The sequence below is a fragment of the Cupriavidus sp. WKF15 genome (genome assembly GCF_029278605.1).
Lineage (GTDB): Bacteria > Pseudomonadota > Gammaproteobacteria > Burkholderiales > Burkholderiaceae > Cupriavidus.
Genome location: NZ_CP119573.1, coordinates 2,012,141 through 2,029,801 on the forward strand (window position 1 = coordinate 2,012,141; position 17,661 = coordinate 2,029,801).

Annotated in this window: 17 protein-coding genes; 6 read left to right on the forward strand and 11 right to left on the reverse strand. The window is 65.9% G+C overall.

The features are described 5' to 3' along the window. Nucleotides 1-22 precede the first annotated feature (22 nt). Nucleotides 23-547 (forward strand): VOC family protein, encoded by a 525-nt coding sequence (locus CupriaWKF_RS26510; RefSeq protein ID WP_276101406.1) that lies wholly within the window; start codon nucleotides 23-25, stop codon nucleotides 545-547. A 64-nt stretch (nucleotides 548-611) separates the two neighbouring features. Further along, nucleotides 612-1,301 (forward strand): LysR family transcriptional regulator, encoded by a 690-nt coding sequence (locus CupriaWKF_RS26515; RefSeq protein WP_276101407.1) that lies wholly within the window; start codon nucleotides 612-614, stop codon nucleotides 1,299-1,301. A gap of 26 nt (nucleotides 1,302-1,327) precedes the next feature. On the opposite strand, the gene CupriaWKF_RS26520 is transcribed toward CupriaWKF_RS26515, so the two are convergent. Next, nucleotides 1,328-2,077, reverse strand: coding sequence for an SDR family oxidoreductase (locus tag CupriaWKF_RS26520; protein WP_276101408.1), 750 nt, complete (start codon nucleotides 2,075-2,077; stop codon nucleotides 1,328-1,330). Between the two features lie 113 nt (nucleotides 2,078-2,190). On the opposite strand from CupriaWKF_RS26520, the gene CupriaWKF_RS26525 reads away from it, so the two are divergent. The 3 genes from CupriaWKF_RS26525 (at nucleotide 2,191) to CupriaWKF_RS26535 (ending at nucleotide 4,875) form a co-directional block, all read left to right on the forward strand. Continuing rightward, nucleotides 2,191-3,108 carry a LysR family transcriptional regulator gene (locus CupriaWKF_RS26525; RefSeq protein ID WP_276101409.1) on the forward strand — a complete coding sequence of 306 codons (918 nt, stop codon included), beginning with the start codon at nucleotides 2,191-2,193 and terminating at the stop codon, nucleotides 3,106-3,108. Nucleotides 3,109-3,374: 266 nt separating this feature from the next. Beyond that, nucleotides 3,375-3,695, forward strand: a complete 321-nt coding sequence (locus CupriaWKF_RS26530; protein WP_276101410.1) for an antibiotic biosynthesis monooxygenase family protein — start codon at nucleotides 3,375-3,377, stop codon at nucleotides 3,693-3,695. 157 nt (nucleotides 3,696-3,852) lie between these two features. Next, a complete protein-coding gene (locus tag CupriaWKF_RS26535) occupies nucleotides 3,853-4,875 on the forward strand; it encodes an alpha/beta hydrolase (protein WP_276101411.1) in 1,023 nt (340 codons plus the stop codon). A 105-nt stretch (nucleotides 4,876-4,980) separates the two neighbouring features. Here CupriaWKF_RS26535 and CupriaWKF_RS26540 read toward each other — a convergent pair whose 3' ends face one another. Together CupriaWKF_RS26540 and CupriaWKF_RS26545 are read right to left on the reverse strand one after the other, a co-directional pair. Next, nucleotides 4,981-6,636 (reverse strand): rhodanese-like domain-containing protein, encoded by a 1,656-nt coding sequence (locus tag CupriaWKF_RS26540; RefSeq protein ID WP_276101412.1) that lies wholly within the window; start codon nucleotides 6,634-6,636, stop codon nucleotides 4,981-4,983. A gap of 18 nt (nucleotides 6,637-6,654) precedes the next feature. Next, entirely contained in the window at nucleotides 6,655-7,641 is a 987-nt protein-coding gene (locus CupriaWKF_RS26545; RefSeq protein WP_276101413.1) for a tripartite tricarboxylate transporter substrate binding protein, read from the reverse strand. Nucleotides 7,642-7,867: 226 nt separating this feature from the next. On the opposite strand from CupriaWKF_RS26545, the gene CupriaWKF_RS26550 reads away from it, so the two are divergent. Continuing rightward, on the forward strand, nucleotides 7,868-10,138 hold the full coding sequence (locus CupriaWKF_RS26550; protein WP_276101414.1) for a rhodanese-like domain-containing protein: 2,271 nt from the start codon (nucleotides 7,868-7,870) through the stop codon (nucleotides 10,136-10,138). Here CupriaWKF_RS26550 and metC read toward each other — a convergent pair. From metC to CupriaWKF_RS26590, 8 genes are all read right to left on the reverse strand, one after another. After that, nucleotides 10,120-11,301, reverse strand: a complete 1,182-nt coding sequence (gene metC, locus CupriaWKF_RS26555; RefSeq protein WP_276101415.1) for a cystathionine beta-lyase — start codon at nucleotides 11,299-11,301, stop codon at nucleotides 10,120-10,122. The two genes, CupriaWKF_RS26550 and metC, sit on opposite strands and share 19 nt — an antisense overlap. After that, nucleotides 11,298-11,921, reverse strand: coding sequence for a cysteine dioxygenase family protein (locus tag CupriaWKF_RS26560; RefSeq protein WP_276101416.1), 624 nt, complete (start codon nucleotides 11,919-11,921; stop codon nucleotides 11,298-11,300). The genes metC and CupriaWKF_RS26560 overlap by 4 nt, the downstream gene beginning before the upstream one ends. Continuing rightward, a complete protein-coding gene (locus tag CupriaWKF_RS26565; protein ID WP_276101417.1) occupies nucleotides 11,918-12,790 on the reverse strand; it encodes an amino acid ABC transporter ATP-binding protein in 873 nt (290 codons plus the stop codon). The genes CupriaWKF_RS26560 and CupriaWKF_RS26565 overlap by 4 nt, the downstream gene beginning before the upstream one ends. Next, the gene (locus CupriaWKF_RS26570) at nucleotides 12,777-13,589 is read right to left on the reverse strand and encodes an amino acid ABC transporter permease (protein WP_276101418.1); all 813 of its coding nucleotides are present in this window, start codon (nucleotides 13,587-13,589) and stop codon (nucleotides 12,777-12,779) included. The genes CupriaWKF_RS26565 and CupriaWKF_RS26570 overlap by 14 nt, the downstream gene beginning before the upstream one ends. Continuing rightward, nucleotides 13,579-14,322 (reverse strand): amino acid ABC transporter permease, encoded by a 744-nt coding sequence (locus tag CupriaWKF_RS26575; protein ID WP_276101419.1) that lies wholly within the window; start codon nucleotides 14,320-14,322, stop codon nucleotides 13,579-13,581. The genes CupriaWKF_RS26570 and CupriaWKF_RS26575 overlap by 11 nt, the downstream gene beginning before the upstream one ends. Further along, nucleotides 14,319-15,548: an aminotransferase class I/II-fold pyridoxal phosphate-dependent enzyme gene (locus CupriaWKF_RS26580; RefSeq protein ID WP_276101420.1), complete on the reverse strand. Its 1,230-nt coding sequence runs from the start codon at nucleotides 15,546-15,548 to the stop codon at nucleotides 14,319-14,321. The genes CupriaWKF_RS26575 and CupriaWKF_RS26580 overlap by 4 nt, the downstream gene beginning before the upstream one ends. A gap of 205 nt (nucleotides 15,549-15,753) precedes the next feature. Beyond that, nucleotides 15,754-16,575 carry a transporter substrate-binding domain-containing protein gene (locus tag CupriaWKF_RS26585; protein WP_276101421.1) on the reverse strand — a complete coding sequence of 274 codons (822 nt, stop codon included), beginning with the start codon at nucleotides 16,573-16,575 and terminating at the stop codon, nucleotides 15,754-15,756. A 102-nt stretch (nucleotides 16,576-16,677) separates the two neighbouring features. After that, nucleotides 16,678-17,508 carry a transporter substrate-binding domain-containing protein gene (locus tag CupriaWKF_RS26590; RefSeq protein WP_276101422.1) on the reverse strand — a complete coding sequence of 277 codons (831 nt, stop codon included), beginning with the start codon at nucleotides 17,506-17,508 and terminating at the stop codon, nucleotides 16,678-16,680. Nucleotides 17,509-17,661 lie beyond the last annotated feature (153 nt).

Here is a 17,661-nt window from a genome sequence, read left to right on the forward strand (position 1 = left end):
TCAATACTCTGGAGAACTTCCAATGACCATCCATACGAATGAGGCGCTTGTGCCGCGCGCGTTTAACCATATCGGGCTGACCGTGCCCGATATTGACCGGGCCATCGCCTGGTATGGCGCTGTGTTCGGGTTCCAATTGATCTACCGGCGCACGATTGAACGCAGACCGGAGGTGCCGGAAGTGGGCGAGATCTTCGGGCAGCGATTCGAAAAGGCATACCAGGCCCATCTGGTGACCGCCAACGGCGTGGGGCTGGAACTGTTCCAGTTCATCGTTCCTGCAGTTGAGGCGCGTGACGAGACTTTCACGTACTGGCGACCGGGCGTGTTCCATCTTTGCTTTACCGACCCGGACCTCGAAGGCCTGGCGGGGCGGATCGTTGCCAACGGTGGCAAGCAGCGTACCAAGGTCTGGACCTTCCTGCCGGGACGGCCCTACCAGTTGGTCTACTGTGAAGACTGCTTCGGCAACGTCATCGAGGGTTTTTCGCATTCCTACGCCGAAGTATTTTCCAATATGCCTGGCTGGCACGGCGCGGAGCAATGAAGCGCGGCTCGATTTCGCTCGGCGAGCGAAGTTGATATTTGAAAGATGACGGCGGGGAGTTCGCATGGTGGACTCCCCGCTGCCTGACATTGATGCTTCTGACAAGGCGCGCAAGGAAACTTTCCGCATGGCGCAATTCGATCATTGGCGTACCTTTGTACGCGTGGTGGAGTGCGGCTCCTTTGCCAGGGCCGCGCACCAGTTAGGAATTGCTCGCTCGGCCGTCAGTCGACGCGTGAGCGAGCTTGAAGGCGACCTTGGGGTAACGCTGCTACATCGCAATACGCGCAAAGTAAGCCTGCCCGACGCGGCCACCGGCATCTATGAAAGGGCAGCTCGGCTGCTGTCTGACTTCGAAGAGCTCGAGGTAGACGCGGCGGAAAAGACATGCAATTTCCGTGGGCGGATTCGGCTTGCTGCGCCGCTCAGTTTTACATTGGCGCATGTTCGAACGACTCTGGAGCAGTTTCAACGCAAGCACACGGAAGTGTCGATCGATCTCCATCTTGGGGACCATCGGGTCGACATCGTCGGCGAGGCCTTCGATTTCGCCTTGCGTATCGGCACCGAGATGGACGGCGCGATGGTGGCACGGCGCCTATGTTCTGTCCGGCATATTGTTGCCGCCAGCCCAGAGTACCTCACGCGCCACGGGCCAATCCTCGTGCCAGAGGATCTGAAATCGCACCGGACACTGTGCTATACCAACCGGCGCAGGCCACAACTCTCCAGCCACGGGCCGCATCCGAGTTGAATTGCGGCTCGTGGCAAAGGACTGGCTTACAGCTGGCTCATGCCGCCGTCGGCAATGATTTCCGTGCCGACGATGAAGGCCGACTCCGGCGCCAACAGATGCAGCACCGTCGAGGCAATCTCAGCCGGCTGGCCGAAGCGGCCCAGCGGGATCTGGCTCTGGATCTGCGCGGCCGTAGCCGACAGGGTGTCGGCATCGAGGCCCAGCTTTCCATATAGCGGCGTCGTCACCGGCCCCGGGCTGACCACATTGACGCGGATGCCCGAGCTGATCAATTCACCCGACAGCGTCTTGGCCAGCGAGATCAGCGCTGCCTTGCTGGCGGCGTACACCGAGGACATCGGCATGCCGATGCGCGCGTTGATCGAGCCGTTCAGGACGATCGAAGTGCCCGGGTTCAGCAGCGGCAGCAGCGCCTGGATCTGGAAGTACGCGCCCTTCACGTTGGCGTTGAAGGTGGCGTCCCACAGGGCTTCATCCACATCGGCAACGGCGGCAAATTTGGCAATGCCGGCATTGATGAAGACGGCGTCCAGGCGGATGCCGGCGTCGGTCAGCTGGCGGGCCAGGTCACGCGCGGCCTGCACGGTGCCGGTTTCGTTGCGGATGGCGAGGGCGTCCTTGCCGAGCGTGGCGCGGGCGGTTTCCAGCGCAGCGGCATCACGGCCGGTGATGACCACGCGGCCGCCTTCCTGGGCGAATGCCTGGGCAGCCGCCAGGCCGATGCCGCTATTGCCACCAGTGACCAGAATGGTCTTGCCTTCGAAGCGATTCATGATGTCCTCCAGTTGGAATAGTTGAACTTGAACAATCGCGTAAAGGCAGTATGGACGCTGGCCTCAGCTTTGCCATACGATTGATCCAACGAACATGTTCGAGGGAGTTGTACATGTTGTCCGAAGACGAATTGGCCCTGCTGGAAGCCATCCGGCAAGCGGGCAGCCTGTCGCGCGCGGCGGCCAGGCTGGGCAAGGCACCTTCCACGGTGTCGCACGCCGCGCGGCAATTGGAACAGCGCTTCGACGCGCTCCTGTTCGACCGCCGCCGCTACCGCTTGCAGCTCACGCGAGCTGGCGAGTTGCTCACCGAAGAAGCGGCCAGGCTCGCGCAAGACGTCTTTCGCATCACGCAGCGCGTGCGGCAGGTCGCCAACGGCTGGGAAGACCGGCTGTGGATCGTCTCCGACGAGTTGCTGGAATTCGAAACACTGATGCCCGTCGTGCATGCCTTCGACGCGTTGGACTCGGGTGTCACATTGCGCTTTACGCATGAAGTACTGGCCGGCACCTGGGAGGCGCTGCGGGACGGCCGTGGGGATCTGGTCATCGGCGCCACCAACGAGCCGCCCGTCATTCCCAAGCTGGGGTGGTTCGAACTAGGCGTGATCGAGTGGGTGTTCGCGATCTCCCCTCGGCATCCGCTGGCGGCAGCCCGCGAGCCGCTTACCCGCGAGGACATTGCCCGGCACCGCGCTGTGGTGGTGGCCGATTCGTCGCGCCTCACCGGGGGGCGCGCCTATGGCATGCTTGGCGGGCAACGCTCCCTGGCCGTGCCGAGCATGCGTGCCAAGACTCTTGCCCAGCGTGATGGCCTGGGTGTCGGGTGGCTGCCGCGGCAACGGGTCAACTCGCTGCTGCAGCGCGGCGAACTGGTGGAAAAGCGCACGGCAGACCCGCGCGAGCCCAACGTGTTGTATGTGGGCTGGCGCGGGGATCATGAAGGCCGTGCCCTGCAATGGTGGCTGGAGCAGCTGCGCAAGCCACGCCTGGCCAAGCGTCTGGTGTCCGGTATCGACGCGTACGCGTAGAGGCTGCGCGGCCACGATACGTGCGCATTCGTGCGGGCGTGGGCTGGTGCTCGATGAGGCCCCGCTGCACCCATGGCGAATCTTGTTCGATCTCATCGCACGACTTCATCGATCCAGCCGCATGTACGTCGCGATATCGTGAACTAGATTCTAGGCAGACGTCTCCGGCACTCGTGCGGGATTCCGCCCCGGACGGATTCCCGCGGTGCCCGGCACGCTCCCCTGCTTCTTCCGTCATTTGTGACAGAACCCGGAACTACGCCATCATGACCCAGAACATATCCTTCATTGTCCATCTGCCCGGCAAGCCTGAGTATCGCGACGAACTCGAGGCACGGCTTCTGACTGTGCTCGATGCCATGTCCGAGGAGCCCGATTTCATCAACACGTACTTGCACCGCTCAGCCGAAGACGATGACACCCTGGTGCTGTATGAGACCTGGGCCTGCAGCCGCGAGCATTTCCTGTCGCATCACCTGTCGCGCCCCTATAGGCAGAGCTATGAAGCGCTGCTGCCGCGGCTTCTCAAGGCGCAGCGCACAATTGAATTCCTGACGCCGGTGCGCGAGTATTTGAAGCAGCCTTGAGTTCCGACGGGGCGCCCGGCGCTCCTGCACGGCGGGCGCCGGTGTCCGGGTATGGCATTTTTCACGCAGTTGGACAGGGCCCGGCATACGCGCTCCTGCCAACTGACAATGGATACACAAAATTGCGATGAACCTTACATTCCGCGCAAAGTTTGTCATGCTCGCGTTATTCGCGGCTTTCACCGCCTCGACCGCCATCCCGGCACCCGCGGACACGGCCAACGTCGGCGACAGCAACGGCCCGGTGTATGGTGCGGAGCTCCAGGGCTTCGATTATCCGCATCCCGTCCAGACTTATGCATTCACGTCCCAGGGCGACGCCATGCATATGGCCTACATGGACGTCAGACCGTCGCGGGCCAACGGCAGCACCGTTGTGCTCCTGCACGGCAAGAACTTCTGTGCGGCGACGTGGGATGAAACCATCCGTGTCCTGGCCGAGGCCGGATATCGCGTGATCGCGCCGGACCAGATCGGCTTCTGCAAATCGACCAAGCCGGCACGCTACCAGTACAGCTTCCAGCAACTGGCCAGGAATACGCACGCCTTGCTGGCGTCGTTGGGCATCGAGCGCGCAATTGTCCTCGGTCATTCAACCGGAGGCATGCTTGCCATGCGCTATGCACTGATGTATCCGGACCAGACCCGGCAATTGGTGCTGGTCAATCCGATCGGGCTCGAGGACTGGAAGGCCAAGGGCGTGCCGTCGCTGTCGGTTGACCAGTGGTACGCGCGCGAACTCGCGACCAACGCGGACCGGATCCGCCGCTATGAGCAGGAGACCTATTACGTGGGCCACTGGCGCGCCGAGTACGAACCCTGGGTTCAGATGCTGGCGGGAATGAACCGGGGCCCGGGAAAACAGCAGGTGGCCTGGAATTCGGCGCTGATCTACGACATGATCTTTACCCAACCCGTGGTTTATGAGCTGGGACAGATCAAGGCCCCGACGCTCCTGCTGATTGGCGACAAGGACACGACCGCCATTGCCAAGGATGTGGCCCCGGCCGAGGTCAAGGCCAGGATTGGCAGGTATCCGGAGTTGGCGAAGTTCGCCGCGAAGGCGATTCCGAATGCAACGCTGGTCGAATTTCAGGAACTTGGGCATGCGCCGCAAATGCAAGACCCGGCGGCCTTTCACGAGGCATTGCTGAAAGGACTTGCGGAGGCTTCTCGCTAGCGCCGATCCCTGGTGGACCTGTGGTCCACGGGCGAAAGGCTGGCAAGGACGATCGTGGCCATTGAGCGGTAGGTGCGGACGCAGTCCGCTCCGCCCAGCCAGCTATTAGGCTGCCGGTGCCGGTGCTGTTGGCTGGGCCTCATCGCGCCAGGGCGCGGCAATGCGAAAAACACCAAGCTCATCCGGCGCGCACTGCGCGATCAGCCCGGTCTCCCACGCCAGGTAGGCACGGGCCGCGTCCCGGTTGCCCTCGTGGCGATCGTGCACGAAGAACAGGTAATCGATGCGCGCCTGGGCCGGCAGCGGTTCCGGCGCAATGGCTTCCGGCAGCCCGGCCGATTGCCAGGTGTCGTAGCCGTTGTCAGTGCGGTAAACGTGCCGATAGCCGGCTTCAAGCAGGTCCTTTCCCGCAAGGATTGCTACCTCTGGCTCGTTGGCAATGAGAACCACAGGATCGGCATGCGCCAGGTCAAGCGCCCGAAGTTGTTGAAGTAGCCGCGGCCGGATCGACCAGACGGCGCCAGAGGCATGGCCGCGCTCAAATGCCGGGCTATCGCGCAGGTCGATGACCACCAGCGCCTGCGCCTGGATGTGCAGCGCGCGCAGCAGGTCCACGTCGAGGACGGGCAGCGCGTCGCCGTTCGCTTTCGGCCACGCGCGAACCTGAACCTGCAATGCGGCATCCACGCCATCGGCAAGCACCGCGGTCTCATAGCCCATCTGGTGCAGCCAGGTGGCAACCACGGGCGCGCGTACCCGGTCGTCATCGAACACAATGACGCGGCTGCCACGTACCCCGATATAGCGATCCGTTGCCTGCACCAGCTGTCCGCCGGGCGCATGCACTGCGCCGTGGATAGTGCGCCGGGCAAATTCCGCGGCCGAGCGGATATCGAAGAGGTAAGTGGTGTGCTGCGTATCGTCCAGCCATTGCTGTGCTTGCGCGGTCGACAGCGACGGCAGGCCGAAACGCTGTAGCAGCCTGGCCGAGCGCTCTCGCGCCGCGGCGAGTACCGGTCCGGACGCAATCTCCACGGCGAAATGATCGCTGCCATGTTGGAGAGCATGGCCCGCTAAGTACCAGCCTTGCGTGCCATTTTCCAGCGCAAGTACCGGATTGGGCAGGCCCAGGTTCAGCAGCGTCTGTGCGCCCACGATGCTGCGCGTTCGCCCGGCGCAATGTACCACCACAGGCATGTTGGGATTTCGCAGAAGCGCGGGTAGCCGCAGTGCCAGCTCGCCGTTGGGGCAGCTCACGGCGCCAGGGATGGTCATCTTGCGGTGTTCTTCCTCGGTGCGGCCATCCACCAGCAGGAAGCGCTCTCCTGCAGCGCGGCGCGCCGCGAGGTCGTCGGCGCTCAGTCGCGGCGTGTGCTGAATCTGCTCGACCAGCTCGCCAAACGTCTTGGAGGGTACATTGACGCCCTTGAACAAAGTGTAGCCGGCGGCGGCCCAGGCGGGGGCGCCGCCGTCGAGCACCGTCACGTTCAGGTAGCCAAGGTGGGCAAGTTGCCGTGCCGCGCGTGATGCCACTTCATTTGCCGCATCGCCATCGTCGAACAGTACGATGCGTTCCGCGCGGCGCGGTGCCAGTTGGCCGACCTCCAGCTGAAGGCGGCTATAGGGCAGGGGCACGGCAAAGAAGGGATGGCCTTCGCCGTATTGGCCATGTTCGCGCACGTCGAAAAGGGCCAGCGACTGGCCATCGTTGAGCCATTTGCGTAGCGTGGTGGCGTCGATGGTATGCGTCAGGTCAGTCATGATTGGTTGGGGAAGTTGTCAGCGCAGGGCGATGCCCGACGCGGTGATCACCGAGGCGTACCGGGGCAGGTCGCGCGACAGGCTTGCATCGAGTTCCTGCGCCGATGAGGCGACCACGACATAGCCTGCGTCTTCCAGTTGGCTGCGCGTGGCGGGCACGTGCAGCACTGTCGCCACGTCCCGGCTGATACGGTCGACCACGGCGGTCGGGGTCGCCGCAGGGGCGAGAAGTCCTTGCCAGCTCTCCACGGCAAAGCCCGCGGCGCCGGCTTCGGCCAGCGTGGGTACCTGCGGGAGGGCCTTGGAGCGATAAGGGGTCGTGACCGCGAGCGCTGTAAGCCTGCCTGCCCGCACGTAGTCAGTCACGGCGGCCAGGGTGATGAGTGTGGCGTCAATATGACCGCCGAGCAGGTCCACCGTGGCCGGCGCGCCACCGGCATAGGGAATGTAGTTGACCCTGAAGCCAAGCTGGCGCGACAGCATTTCATGTGCGACATGCGCGATGCCGCCATTGCCGGGCAGCCCGAGTGCCAGTTCTCCCGGCTTGCGGCGTGCCAGGGCCACGTAATCCTGGAAGCTTCGTACCCCCAGGTCCGGCCTGACCACCAGCACCTGCGGGTTCACCACGGCCTTGGTGACGCCGCGGAAGGCATGGCTGGTGTCATACGGCAGGTTCTTGAACAGCGATGCGTTGAGCGTCACGCCTTCGCCGCCAAGCAGCAGCACGTGGCCGTCTGGCCTGGCCCTGGCGACCTGTGCCGCGCCGATGGTGCCGCTGGCGCCGACCACGTTGTCCACCACCACCGGTTGCTGCCACACCTCGCTGAGCCGCGTGGCAAGCGTGCGGGCCAGCTTGTCGGCGCTGCCGCCGGGCGCGACTGGCACCACGATGCGCACAGGGCGCGTGGGAAATGCCGCTTCGGCGGCGCCGGCGGGAAGCGGCGAAGCGGCCAGCATCGCTGGTGAAAGAACGAGGACGGCGCGGAGAAAGTTGCGACGGAACATGGTATCGACCCGGAAGCGAGCTGGCAGGCCGTCGCCGGCACGAAAGTGCGAAGGCCTGATGGGACCGTCAAGCTTACGAAGTCGGCTGGCGCGCACCAACGAATGTTTGAGCCTATCGATATGCGCCTTGCGGCTTGGTCGAGACAAGTCGCGATGGAAGCCGGCGGCATGTTGATACTCGAAAGCCTTCTTTTGCGCAGCTTCGTGTCGGCGTTACAGTCGGCGCATGACCCAACAGAACCTTTCCCCATCAGCGGTGCCGGGCAGCGACGTTGCCAGCCGGCGCCACGCGGCCGTGGCCGCCTTCATCGCCGAGGCAAGACAGTTGCTGGAGCGCACCCCGCATGCCAACCGCAAGACGCTGCATACCGTGGCGCGGGCGCTGGAGTGGCTCGGCGCACAACGCGACCTGTTCCCGTCGGCACACTTTCCTGTTTCGGCTGACAATCCCGCGCAGGTCTATCGCCTGTCCGAAGATCTCGATGGTCGCTACGCGCTCTACGTGTCCGCCGGGCTGCCCGGCAAGGCACAGCCGCCGCACGACCACACCACATGGGCCATCATTGCCGGCATCACCGGCAATGAGCGCAACGTCTTCTATCGCCGCGAAGCCACCGACGACCCGGCACGCGACCGCCTGACCGAGACCGGTCGCAGCGATGTCGTGACCGGCAGCTCCGTCACGCTGTTGCCCGACGACGTCCATACCATCGAGTTGATCGGCAATGAGCCCGGCCTGCACCTGCATTTCTACGGCCTGGCACTGGACCGCCTGAGCGGGCGCGTGGTGTTTGAAAGCGCCGCCGGCGGCAGCTATCGGCATTTTGGGCCACCCAGGCACATCGCCCATGCCGCCATCGACGCGCTCGCGTTGAAAGCTGCGCTGGCGGACGGCGACGAGATCGCGCTGCTGGATGTGCGCGAGACCGGCGTCTTTGTGCGCGGGCATCTGTTGCTTGCGGCCTCCGCCCCGCTGTGGCGGCTGGAGTTGCTGGCCGACAGGCTGGTGCCGCGCCGCGATACGCGCATCGTCCTGACCGATGGTGGTGATGACGGCGATCGCCTGGCGCACCAGGCGGCCGCCAAGCTGCTGCGCCTGGGCTGGCGCAACGTGTCGGTGCTGACCGGCGGCACGCGGGCATGGGCGACGGCGGGGTTCGAGATTTTCAGCGGCAGCAACGTGCCCAGCAAGGCCTTCGGCGAAGTCATCGAGCACCAGAAGCACACGCCATGGATCAGTGCCGGCGAACTGCAGCAGCGTATCGAGCGCGGCGACGACCTCGTGGTGGTCGACAGCCGCACCCCCGAGGAGTTTGCCGACTTCAGCCTGCCGTTCGCGCACAGCCTGCCCGGCGCGGAGCTGGTCTACCGTATCAGCGAGCTGGCGCCGCGGCCGGAGACGCTGGTCGTGGTCAACTGCGCGGGCCGCACCCGCAGCATCGTGGGCGCACAGACGCTGATCGATGCCGGGGTGCCGAATCCCGTGGTCTCGCTCAAGGATGGCACCATGGCCTGGCTGCTGGATGGCCGCACGCTGGCCAACGGGCGCCATACGTCGCTGCCCGAGCCGGCCGGCGCGACACGTGAAGCTGGCCGTGCACGTGCCGAGGCTGTCGCTGCCCGTGCCGGTGTGCGCCGTCTGGACGATGCCGGTCTGGCGCGGCTCGAGCGCGAAGCCGGGCGGCACACCTTGTATCGCTTCGACGTGCGCACGCGCGCCGAATATGAGGCCGGCCACCTGCCGGGCTGGCGCTGGGCGCCGGGCGGGCAACTGGTGCAAGCCACGGACGAATACGCGGCAACGCGCCATGCGCGGATCGTGCTCGCCGACTGGGACGGCGTGCGCGCGCTGACCACCGGCGCGTGGCTGGCGCAACTGGGCGCGCACGAGGTGTTCGTATATGCCCCATCGCCCGACGCCGCGGTCGACACCGGCCCGGAGCCGCTGCGTGTGCTGTCTTCGCGGCCCGCAGCGCAGCCGGTGTCGGCGCAGCAGGCCGATGCGCTGTTGCAGTCCGGGCGAGCACGCGTCTTCGATGTCGAGCGCCGCGCTGCCTATGAAAAGCGCCATGTTGCCGGGGCGCAGTTTGCGGTGCCTGACCGGCTCGAGGCCCTGATTGCAGAAGTGCCCGCCTACGAAACGTTGCTCGTCACGTCATCGGACGGTGTGCTGGCACGCATTGTGGCAGCGGAACTGGCGGCGCGCAGCGGCCGCGACGTGCGCTACCTGGCCGGTGGCACGCAAGCATGGACGGCGGCGGCGCTGCCCACCGGCAGCGGCGAGCAGGGCGTGCTGACCGGCGAGGACGATTACTGGTACAGCCCGTACCACCACGCTGATGTGGCGCGGCGCGATGCAGCATTCCGGGCCTATCTGGACTGGGAGATCGGTCTGGTCGCGCAACTCGAGCGCGAAGGGGACATCGGCATCCGGCTGTTGACGCAACTTCGCGGGCGAGTTGATCCGGATCGCTCATGTCAGGTCAGGGTACGGTGAAAGGCCTGGTCGAGATCGGCCAGCAGGTCTTGTGTGTCTTCCAGTCCGACGTGCAGCCGCACCACCGGTGCATTGCCTTGCCAGACCCGGTGTTCGCGCAGCCGTTCCGGCGGGGCGACCAGCGCGAGGCTTTCATATCCTCCCCAGGAGGCGCCGATCGAGAACCACTTCAGTGCGTCGACGAACGAGCCGGCTGCGCTGGGCCCGGCATCGCGGAATGCAAACGACACCAGGCCGCTGGCACCGCTGAAGTCACGCTGCCACAGCGCGTGGCCAGGGTCGTCCGGCAGCGCCGGGTAGAACACGCGCCCCACCTGCGGATGGCGCTGCAGCCATTGCGCGATTTCGGTGGCATTGCGTTGGTGCTGGGCGAGCCGCAACGGCAGCGTACGCAGGCCGCGCAGCGACAAGTAGGCGTCGTCAGCGCCGATGGCGAGGCCCAGGGCCTCGTGCGTGGCGGCGACGCTTTCGGCCAGCGCCGGGCTATCCACGACGACTGCGCCCTGCATCACGTCGGAATGCCCGGCAATATACTTGGTCGCCGCCTGGATCGAGATATTGGCGCCCAGGCGCAGTGGCTGCAGGAACCACCCGCCGCTCCAGGTATTGTCCACGGCCACCGGCACGCCGCGCTCGCGCGCCACTGCCGCCAGCTTCGGCAGGTCCAGCACCTCGAACAGCAATGAACCTGGCGATTCCAGGTAGACGAGCTTCGTCTCGGGCCGGATCAGCGCGGCAAGGTCGTCATGCGCTGGCGAAAAGTACTCAATGGTGACGCCCAGCCGCTGCAGCAGCGTCTTGTCGACGCGCCGCACGGGCGCGTAGACGCTGTCGGATACCAGCGCATGGTCGCCGGGGCCGAGCAGGGCCAGCAGCACCAGCGTGATCGCCGACAGCCCCGATGGCGCCAGGAATGCGCGATGGCCGCCTTCGAGCGTGCTCAGCGCGTTTTCCAGCGCCTCGTGCGTGTCAAGCCCGTGGCGGCCGTAGGAGACGACGCGCTCGCCGGCGGCGCGGCGGTGCTGGCGCGATTCCAGTGCCTGCTGGCTGGCGAAGCGTACCGTGCTGGTCCGCACCACCGGCACATTGACCGGCCCGGCACCGTCGCGCAGCGTCGGCGCCCCCGCGTGAAGCAATTGGGTATGTCTGCCCGCGGCGCTCATGCCGCCACCTTGCTGGGTTGCATCTGCGTGGCGTTGTAGTTGACGATCTCGCCGGTCTCAGGGCGCACGCCGTAGCGGCCCGTCAGCGTCTCGAGCGGTCGGCCATAGCAGTGGAAATGCAGCGTCGGCGCGTCGCCGATCACGTGGATGCTGTGGATGTCGTCGGGCAGGAAAGCGATTGGGGTGCCTGGCTCGACCGTCAGTTCGCGCTCGATTTCGAGTTGCGCGACTGTCGGATCGCTGCGGTCGTCGGTGCGGCGGTAGACGCGGTTGAACTCGCGGCCTTCCACGGCGACGATCACGGCCCACGTATCGTGGTTGTGCGGGATGGTGGTCTTGCCCGGATTGATCGAGTTCAGGTACAGCGCGGCCGCGTCGTCACCATCATCGGGATTGAGGCGATAGCGCGTCGAGGCGCCGCTGGCGGTATCCACCGGAGGCGGAAAGTCCTCGCGGGTGAAGAGTTCGCGCTGCCCGGCCAGCGCCTGCAGGCGCGCGGCAATGGCATCGAGCGCGGCGCGGTCAGGCTGGCCCGCGGCCAGGCGCCGGATGTCGGTCAGGGCGGCGGCCACTGCCTTGCGGCGGGCCGCCTGGCGGTCGGCGGGAGAAGAATGGCTCATGGTGCGGAGACTCCGTCAGCGGGAAAGAGGGAAGGCGCCGGCGCGAACGCGGCATCGAAATCGGGCGGCAGGCGCGGGATTGCACCGAGCGCGCGGCGCAGGAACGCGCGTGTGCGTTCGTGCCGTGGCTTGCCGAATATCTGCGCCGGCGGGCCGTGTTCGACGATCCGGCCGGCCTCGGTAAAGTAGATCTGGTCGCTGATCTCGGCCGCGAAGCGCATTTCATGTGTCACCAGTACGCAGGTCATGCCGTCCTCGACCAGTTCGCGGATCACGGTCAGTACCTCGCCGACGGTCTCCGGATCGAGCGCGGAGGTCACCTCGTCAAACAGGATCAGCTCGGGCTGCATTGCCAGCGCGCGCGCGATCGCAACGCGCTGTTGCTGGCCGCCGGACAACTCGCCCGGGTAGGCATTGGCTTTTTCCGACAGGCGCACCCTGGCAAGCAGCGCATGGGCCTCGCGCTCCGCCTCGGCGCGCGGGCGCCCCATCACACGGGTCGGTGCGAGCACCAGGTTCTCCAGCACCGTCAGATGCGGGAACAGGTTGTACTGCTGGAACACGAAACCGACGCGCTTGCGCAATGCAATGAGCGCGTCCTCGCCGCGCAATGTCTCGACGGCGGTGTCGCCCACGCGAATCTGCCCGCGTTGTGGTTGCAGCAGCCCGGTGATGCAGCGGAGGATCGTGCTTTTGCCCGAACCGGACGGGCCAATGATGGTGACGGCTTCGCCGCGGCGCACGTCGACGTCGATGCCGTTGAGCACCGTGTTGGCGCCGAAGCTCAGGTGCACGTCGCGCAGTTGCACCAGTGGCGATGTGGAGTGGCTGCCGGTGTCACGGCGCAGAAAGGACTCAGTGGCGTTCATGGCGGCGTTCCAGCGCGCGGGTACCGCGCGCAATCGGGTAGCAATAAGCAAAAAACAGGGCGAGCAACGTGAAGTAGACGAGGATCGTGAAGTCGGTGCGCGCGACCGTGTTGCTGGCAACCTGCGCGGTATCGACCACGTCATGGACGCCGACCAGTGACGCCAGCGACGTGCTCATCGTGATGCCGGCGTACAGGTTCATCCATGGCGGCAGCATGCGCCGCAGGCACTGCGGCAGCACGATCAGGCGGAAGATCTGGCGGCGGCGCAAGGCGAGCGACTGCGCTGCCTCCCACTGCGCGCTCGGAATCGACTGGATCGCGCCGCGAAAGATCTCGGCGACGTTGGCGCTTGCCGGCAGCGCAAGGGCCAGCACGACCTTGACCCAGTCCGGGAACGGAAAGGTCCAGTGGACCAGGTGCAGTTCGAACGGGAACACATAGGTGGTGAAATAGACCAGCACCAGCACCGGCGCGTTGCGGAACGCCTGCACCCAGGCACGTGTAAAGAGGCGAAACGCCGCATGCGATGACAATGACAGCGCCCCGATCACCAGGCCGGCAACGGTGCCGAGCACCATCGCCAGCACGCTGATCTCGATGTTGGCCCATAGCCCGCGCAGCAGCGCAGGGGTCCAGGTCCAGAGGCTGCGCACTGCGGCCGGCGTGCTGCCGGTGAAGCTCCAGAACAGCAGCAGTGCCGTCAGAGCGCCGAGCGTCAGCACCCACGGATCGCGCAGCGCGCGGCCCGGCAAAGGGGGGCGGCCGATGGCGGCCGGGAGAATCGAATCACTGGCCATAGCCGGGCATCCTCAGGTGATTTTCCAACCAGCGACCGGCGCGGCTGACCAGCCAGGTCAGCAGGCCGAACCAGGCCAGAATCAGCAACAGCAGTTCCAGCACGTTGTCGCGCTGCGTCCAGATCATGATGGATTCGTAGGTCACGTCGCCGACCGCGATGGCCGAGGCCACGGCAGTCATCTTGACGAGGTCCACCACGTTGTTGACCAGTGCCGGCAACGCGAAGCGCACCGCGAGCGGCAGTTCAACCTGGAGCAGCAGCTGGCGCCGCGAGAAGGCCAGCGAGCGCGCGGCTTCCAGCGTGATGCGGGCCACCGCCTCGATACCGGCGCGCAGCGCCTCGGCATGGAACACCGCCTTGTGCAGCGAGACCACGATCACGACCCAGACGAAAGGCGTCAGCGGATTGCCGGTGCCGCGGCTGGCGAGCTGCTGGGTGATCAGCATGTTCAGCACCAGGAATGCGCAGTAGAGCTGCACGAGCGTGGGGGTATTGCGCGTGAGCTCGACGAAGGCGCGGGCCGGTGCGGCGAGCGCGCGCCGGCCCGAGGTGAGCATTGCCGCCAGCGCGATACCGGCGGCGAGGCTGCACGGGATGGTCAGCAGGCAAAGCTTCAGCGTCACAACCAGACCACTCAGGAACGCCGCACGTTCGCCGGCGTCAAGTACGAAGGCATAGTTCAGCCCCAGCGGCTTGAGCGCCGCGACAACGGGGGCCAGGAGGTCACTCATGCCACCACCTCCAGCTTTGCCGGTTTCAGCGCGGCAACCGCACGCGCGATGCGTTGCAGCGCGTCCTCCAGCACCGTGTCGGCCACAGCAAAGGAGAGCCTGAAGTAGGGCGACAGGCCATAGGCAGCACCGTCGACGACAGCCACGCCTTCGGCCTCCAGCAGCCAGTCGGCCACGTCGGCGTCGCTTTCAACCGGCCGGCCGTCGGGCCGCAGGCGTCCGATCAGGCCGCCGCAGTTGACGTAGGCGAAGAATGCGCCCTGCGGTGGCAGCAGTTGCAGGCCCGGAATAGACGGGATGGTCCTGGTCACGAGTTCGGCGCGGCGCGCGTAGGCCTCCCGCGCGTTCTGCACGAACGTCTGGTCGGCTGCATCGAGCGCCGCCGCCACGGCGGCCTGGCCGATCGCGCTGGCGCCCGAAGATACCTGCGACTGGATTGCCGTCATTGCCTGCACCAGTTCCACAGGGGCGATGCCCCAGCCGATGCGCCAGCCGGTCATAGCGTAGGTCTTCGATGCGCCATTGACCAGCAGTGTGCGCGCGCGCAGGTCCGGCGCCACGTTCAGCCAGTGCGGTGGTGCAGCGCCAAAGCGGATCCGCTCGTAGATTTCATCGACCAACACGAGCACGTGTGGGTGGCGGCGTAGAACCTCGGCGAGGGCCGCGAGTTCGTCTGCACTGTAGACCGCGCCGGTCGGGTTGGCCGGGGTGTTCAGCACCAGCCAGCGCGAGCGCGGTGTCATTGCGGCTTCCAGCCGGGCGGCGTCAAGCTTGAAGCCGCTGCGCTCATCGCAGGGCAGAACCACCGGGGTGCCGTCATTGACGCGCACGATGTCCGGAAAGGAAGGCCAATATGGCGCCGGCAGCAGGACCTCGTCGCCGCTGTCGAGCGTGGCCGAGAATGCCTCGAAGATGACCTGCTTGCCGCCATTGGCGACAAAGACGTCGGCAGGGGTGACCGGGAACCCGTGGTCGCGTTGGTACCGGGCGGCAATTGCCTGGCGCAGCGCGACCGAGCCCGCGGTGGGCGTGTACTTCGTTTCGCCGCGCGCGAGCGCGGCTATGGCGGCCCGCTTGATGGCCTCGGGGGTATCGAACTCAGGCTCGCCGGCCGTCAGAGCCAGGATGTCGCGCCCCTGGCGGGCCAGCGCGGTGGCGCGCTGGCCGGCAGCGGCGATCGGCGAGAGGCGCACCCGGCGGGCGCGCTGGGACAGGAGAATGCTCATGGAGAAACTTCGATAGTGGTGTCGGGCTGAGCCTTGCCGGGGTTTAGCCGGTGAGCCGATCGAAGACCGGCTTTTTGGCGCCGCGTCAGCGCTGCGCGCTGGGCAGGCAGATGCCGTGCCGTGCGCTGATCGAGCCGCCGTGCGCATGGGGGCTGCCGTGCAACAGTTAATTGATGGCGGCCTCGCTGACGAACAAGGCGCGCGCTCATGGCTTCTTGCTCTCGGCAAAGACGGCGAAGTCGCTCGGCGCGACATCGAACCTGCCCTGCTGCGCGCGCGCATTGGCAGGCTTGATGTAGGCGCCTTCGGGTACGCCATACTTGCGTGCGGTGGCGAGCAGCAGGCCGGAGCGGTGCCAGTCGCGGATTGCCTTGTCCACGAATGCGACCGTATCTTTCTCGCCGCGGCGGGTCCAGACCACGGTAGGCGAGGGAATCAGCTGCGCTTCCGTTGCCAGCGTGAAGTCCTTCCATTCTCCGGCGCTTGGGCCGTTCAGCGTGTGGTAGAGCGCGGGCTGGATATGTACCGATGCCGCGCAGGTGCCGCCCTTGAGCGCCAGCAAAGACTCGGGGATGCCGCGCAGGCCCTTGACGATCGCGCCGTAGTTCTCTGCCAGCGGACGCGCAAAGTTGCTGCCCTGCGAGACGCAGGCCACCTTGCCGCGCAGGTCTTCCCAGCGCTTGATGCCGCTCGCCTTCGACACGACGGCCGCGCCGCCGACAAGGTCATAAGGGGTCGGCGCAAAGCTCAGGATCTCGCTGCGCTCCTGCGTCCACTGGATATTGGCGACCAGCAGGTCGACCTTGCCCGCCTGCAGGAACTGCACGCGGGTGGAAGCAGTGACCGGCACGGTTTCAAGTTCGACGCCAAGGCGCTTCGGCAGGTCGGCCGCAAGTTCGGTCTGGTAGCCACCGGCCTTGCCGGTCGTGGTATCCAGCAAGCCGAACGGCGGGCTCGGGCCGTCGATGCCCGCGGCGAGTTTGCCGCGCTGCTTGATCTTGTCGAACGTGGCGTCGGCGTGGTGCATGGCCGGAAGCAGTCAGCGCGGCGCAGAGAAAAGGGAATAGCAGGAAGACTCTCTTCATATCAGGAGGGCGCCTTGGCGCCGCGCCGGTGCGCAGCGTTCGGCTCAGGACGCGTTCTTGAAGCGTGCTTGCAGTTCGGGCAGCAGTGGCTGCGGCGGCGTGATGCCGAGCCGCTTTTCCGTGGCGATCAGCCAGCCCGAGCGATGCCATTCCTGGACGATCTTGTCCACCGCGGCGATGGTGTCCGTCTCGCCCTTGCGGGTCCAGACCACGGAAGGCGCGGGCAGGATCTCGGTGGGGATTGGCGCGGCGTAGTCGGTCCAGTCGGCGTTGCTGCGAACCAGCGGGTGGATCAGGGTGGCGTCGTGAACCGCGGCGACGCACTGGCCGCCCCGCAATGCCAGCAACGATTCCGCGGAGGTCTTGAAGCCACGCACCTGGGCGCCGTACTGCTCCTGCAAAGGCTTGACGTAGCTGCTGCCCTGCGAAGCGCAGACGGTCTTGCCGCGCAGGTCCTCCCACTTGGCGATGCCGCTGCGCTTCAGCACAGCCGCCGTGCCGCCGACGCGGTAGAACGGGGTTGGCGCATGGCCGAGCAACTCGCCGCGCTCGGGGTTGTATTCCATCGACGCAATCAGCAGGTCAACCTTGCCTTGTTGCAGGAACTGCACGCGATTGGAAGGCTGCACGGGCACCAGTTCGGCGTCCACACCCAGCCGCTTTGCCAGGTCGCGCGCCAGCTCGGGATTCCAGCCAACCGGCTGCTGTGTGACTGGGTCGATCGAGCCGAACAGGCCGCCGCCGACGAGGACGCCGATGGAGACCTTGCCGCGCTGCTTGACGCGGTCCAGCGTGGCATCCGCCCAGGCGGCGTTCAGGGTCAGGCAGGACAGTGCCGCAGCAGCGGCGATGCGAAGGAGCGGGAGCGCGGGCATGTCTGGTCATAAGAACAAAGAGGAGACGATGCTATCGCCCGGCGCCGCAGTGAACAAAGAAGGCTTTCGGATATGGATATGCCGCGAAGTCGTAGGCAAATTTCGCATGTTCCGGCTCGACGGCTTCCATCCATCGATATGCGGGAGGCCTGC

Coding starts and splice junctions, on each gene's coding strand:
- CupriaWKF_RS26585 (WP_276101421.1), bottom strand. CDS start 16,575: ATGCACCACGCCGACGCCACGTTCGACAAGATCAAGCAGCGCGGCAAA.
- CupriaWKF_RS26535 (WP_276101411.1), top strand. CDS start 3,853: ATGCTCGCGTTATTCGCGGCTTTCACCGCCTCGACCGCCATCCCGGCA.
- CupriaWKF_RS26510 (WP_276101406.1), top strand. CDS start 23: ATGACCATCCATACGAATGAGGCGCTTGTGCCGCGCGCGTTTAACCAT.
- CupriaWKF_RS26570 (WP_276101418.1), bottom strand. CDS start 13,589: ATGGCCAGTGATTCGATTCTCCCGGCCGCCATCGGCCGCCCCCCTTTG.
- CupriaWKF_RS26545 (WP_276101413.1), bottom strand. CDS start 7,641: ATGTTCCGTCGCAACTTTCTCCGCGCCGTCCTCGTTCTTTCACCAGCG.
- CupriaWKF_RS26575 (WP_276101419.1), bottom strand. CDS start 14,322: ATGAGTGACCTCCTGGCCCCCGTTGTCGCGGCGCTCAAGCCGCTGGGG.
- CupriaWKF_RS26560 (WP_276101416.1), bottom strand. CDS start 11,921: ATGAGCCATTCTTCTCCCGCCGACCGCCAGGCGGCCCGCCGCAAGGCA.
- CupriaWKF_RS26540 (WP_276101412.1), bottom strand. CDS start 6,636: ATGACTGACCTGACGCATACCATCGACGCCACCACGCTACGCAAATGG.
- CupriaWKF_RS26590 (WP_276101422.1), bottom strand. CDS start 17,508: ATGCCCGCGCTCCCGCTCCTTCGCATCGCCGCTGCTGCGGCACTGTCC.
- CupriaWKF_RS26530 (WP_276101410.1), top strand. CDS start 3,375: ATGACCCAGAACATATCCTTCATTGTCCATCTGCCCGGCAAGCCTGAG.
- CupriaWKF_RS26520 (WP_276101408.1), bottom strand. CDS start 2,077: ATGAATCGCTTCGAAGGCAAGACCATTCTGGTCACTGGTGGCAATAGC.
- CupriaWKF_RS26565 (WP_276101417.1), bottom strand. CDS start 12,790: ATGAACGCCACTGAGTCCTTTCTGCGCCGTGACACCGGCAGCCACTCC.
- metC (WP_276101415.1), bottom strand. CDS start 11,301: ATGAGCGCCGCGGGCAGACATACCCAATTGCTTCACGCGGGGGCGCCG.
- CupriaWKF_RS26550 (WP_276101414.1), top strand. CDS start 7,868: ATGACCCAACAGAACCTTTCCCCATCAGCGGTGCCGGGCAGCGACGTT.
- CupriaWKF_RS26580 (WP_276101420.1), bottom strand. CDS start 15,548: ATGAGCATTCTCCTGTCCCAGCGCGCCCGCCGGGTGCGCCTCTCGCCG.
- CupriaWKF_RS26515 (WP_276101407.1), top strand. CDS start 612: ATGGTGGACTCCCCGCTGCCTGACATTGATGCTTCTGACAAGGCGCGC.
- CupriaWKF_RS26525 (WP_276101409.1), top strand. CDS start 2,191: ATGTTGTCCGAAGACGAATTGGCCCTGCTGGAAGCCATCCGGCAAGCG.